The sequence below is a fragment of the Staphylococcus caledonicus genome (assembly GCF_016238465.1).
Lineage (GTDB): Bacteria > Bacillota > Bacilli > Staphylococcales > Staphylococcaceae > Staphylococcus > Staphylococcus caledonicus.
In genome coordinates this window covers 1-2,506 of sequence record NZ_JABTXV010000010.1, presented here as the reverse complement: position 1 = coordinate 2,506, position 2,506 = coordinate 1, and the positions used below count along the sequence as shown (strand labels likewise).

At 34.6% G+C, this 2,506-nt stretch carries 3 protein-coding genes; all 3 read left to right on the top strand.

Features of this window, described 5'->3' with window-relative positions; genetic code table 11:
• The first annotated feature begins 153 nt into the window (after nt 1-153).
• Genes HS848_RS12445 through HS848_RS12435 form a run of 3 tightly spaced genes read left to right on the top strand, consistent with a single transcriptional unit; the run spans nt 154 to nt 2,170 of the window.
• Complete coding sequence (locus tag HS848_RS12445) at nt 154-768, top strand: hypothetical protein (RefSeq protein WP_198612552.1); 615 nt, start codon at nt 154-156, stop codon at nt 766-768.
• A gap of 14 nt (nt 769-782) precedes the next feature.
• Nucleotides 783-1,211 carry a RusA family crossover junction endodeoxyribonuclease gene (locus HS848_RS12440; protein ID WP_198612551.1) on the top strand — a complete coding sequence of 143 codons (429 nt, stop codon included), beginning with the start codon at nt 783-785 and terminating at the stop codon, nt 1,209-1,211.
• Nucleotides 1,211-2,170, top strand: a complete 960-nt coding sequence (locus HS848_RS12435) for a hypothetical protein (RefSeq protein WP_198612550.1) — start codon at nt 1,211-1,213, stop codon at nt 2,168-2,170. Before HS848_RS12440 ends, HS848_RS12435 begins: the two co-directional genes overlap by 1 nt.
• Nucleotides 2,171-2,506: the final 336 nt, after the last annotated feature.

Genomic DNA, 2,506 nt, shown 5'->3' with positions numbered 1-2,506 from the left:
CTATAAATGCTATAAATTAATACCTAACGGTATTTATAGGGCAAAACTGGTTGTTTACTTATAAGTGTAATTAAAGAGATAAATAGACTAATAAGTATAGATATAAATAAATATGTAAATAATAGACATTAATAGATAAGGGAGCGATTGATTATGGCAAACACAAAAACACAAAAACCGTTAAGTATTTCAAAGACAAAAAGTGAAAATATCGCAGAGTGGATTGTAAATGACGCTCACTGGAAATTACTTGCTGAAAATTTAGGATTAGGAAAGACAGCAATTTTCAGATATAAGAAACAAATCAAAGAAATGACAGATGAAAACAACCCATTATATGCACTAGGAGAAGTATTCACATTAAACCAATTAAACACTGTTATAGAGCTATTTAACGACACAATCGAGCACCCAGAAAAGTATGAAAAACCAAAGAAAAAATCAGACGTAGATTTACAATCACAAGCCGAAGTTATTCAAAAACATACCAAAGATATGAATATGGATTATTTAGGTTATGAAAATAAGCCAAAAGCAGCACCGAAAATAAAAGAAAATGAAGACCAACAAAAAAATGATAAAGTGTCTCAAGACCATACAAAATCAGAGGTTGTAGCCCGACATAATGAAGAAAGACAAGCGTTACTAGAAGAAATTAAAGCATTACCTAAAGATAGTCCCGAGAGAAAAGAGAAAGAAAAGGCATATAAAGCAAGTGAAGCAGACAGAATTTCAGAGTTTTGGGACGCACAAAAGCGTGATAAATAGGAGATGAGAAGCCGATGGCTAAGGTATGGAAGTATACAATAGAGCAACCACCGATGGGGACGCCAAGACCACGTACGAGACGTTTAGATGATGGAAGAACCATAACGTATTATGACCAAGCATATAGTGATTATTTAGACGCAATACAAGCTCAATTAGCAAGGGATAACGCTATTAACGATGATTTTTATGAAGTGATAAATACAGAGTTAGGTGTAAAAGCCGAAATCATGTTTTACGTACAAGCACCTAAAAGTCAAAAAAGGCTTAAAAAGCTAACAAGAACCACAGCACCAGATATAGATAACTTACTCAAAGCCGTTCTTGATGGTATTTTTAGGGGCTTAGATGTTAAAGATAGTCGTGTTGCAATGGTATCGATGGGCAAGTTTCAAGAGATGAATAATCCGAGAACAGAGATTGTGTTAAGGGGGATTGAGTAATGGCTACAACGAATTTAGATAAATTTATAACGATTGAACAAATGATGAATGAAGCACAGGGCATGATGGAGCCATATCTAAGTAGTTTAGAAGCACGATATGAGTATATGAATGTGTTGAGAAAAGAGTATAGCAATCTATCACATGCGTTAGGTAAGGTGCAGCAGCGTGTTATTAAGCAAGGCGATAAATTAGATATAGACGCAGATGTAAAGAATGTCGCACAGAGTGCACGAGACCGTATAGATGAGCATATAGAAGCGATAGAAGAAGATTTAGACGAAGAAGATAATCAACCGTCGGTAAAGCAGTTAAAACGAGCAAGAGAAAAGCTAGATGGCGATTTAGACGAAGATAGTATCGGAGAAGCATGGAGATTACTGAAAGTCCGTAAAATAGAAATCGAAGAATTAAACGTACTCATGGATTTAATCGACGCAATGGAAGATGGGCAACAGGACAAAGCAGAAAGTATTGTTAAGAAGATTGAAAAGTTAAGAAGTGATTATGTCAGTGGTTTTGTACGATATAGAGAGTCACTAGAGCAAGGAGAAGACGTTCAAAGAGAAGTTGATGAGGTTATCGCTGATTTAGAAGATAGTGGCTATATAAAAGAAGCTGAGACGCTTACAGAGGCACGTCCTAGTATTGCTGAAGAGAGAGGATTAAGACCAGACCCTCAACCGCTTCTAGACCTTTTAAATCCTATCAAGAGTGCAGGTTTAGAGTACTTTCAAAGCAGAAATAAAAACTCGCTATCCTATGATTTAAACGTCGCATTTGCGAAAGAAGTCGCATATACAAGAAGAGCGTTATTAGAAGACCGTGAATATATCGGCACTAGAAATGCTTTTAACCGTTTAAATATGGCGTTCGAAGAGCTCTCAGGCTATATGTACGAACGGTTCCATCAACTAGGAGGAACACCAGAAAATTATCATGGGCATGATAATAGATAAATAACCGACCTAAAAGGGTGTCATACACTGATATGACGCCCTTTTTTATTGTGTTTTAATTGCTAAAAACAATAAGAACAAAGCGAAAAATAAACGGTTCATAAAATAGAACTATAAAATCGAAGATTTTAAAGATAAATAGAGATAAAAATATAAGAAAAATAATAAGAATTAATAATAAAAAGTCAAGAAAAAATAAAAAAATAACAGGATAATAGATAATATAAAATAAAGAGGTCAAAATAATATAAACGCAGTTTCAAAAAGAGAACCAAGAAGAAACAAGCACAAAAGGTAGTTCCGAAATAAGAACCAAAGAACAAGTACTATGGGCTA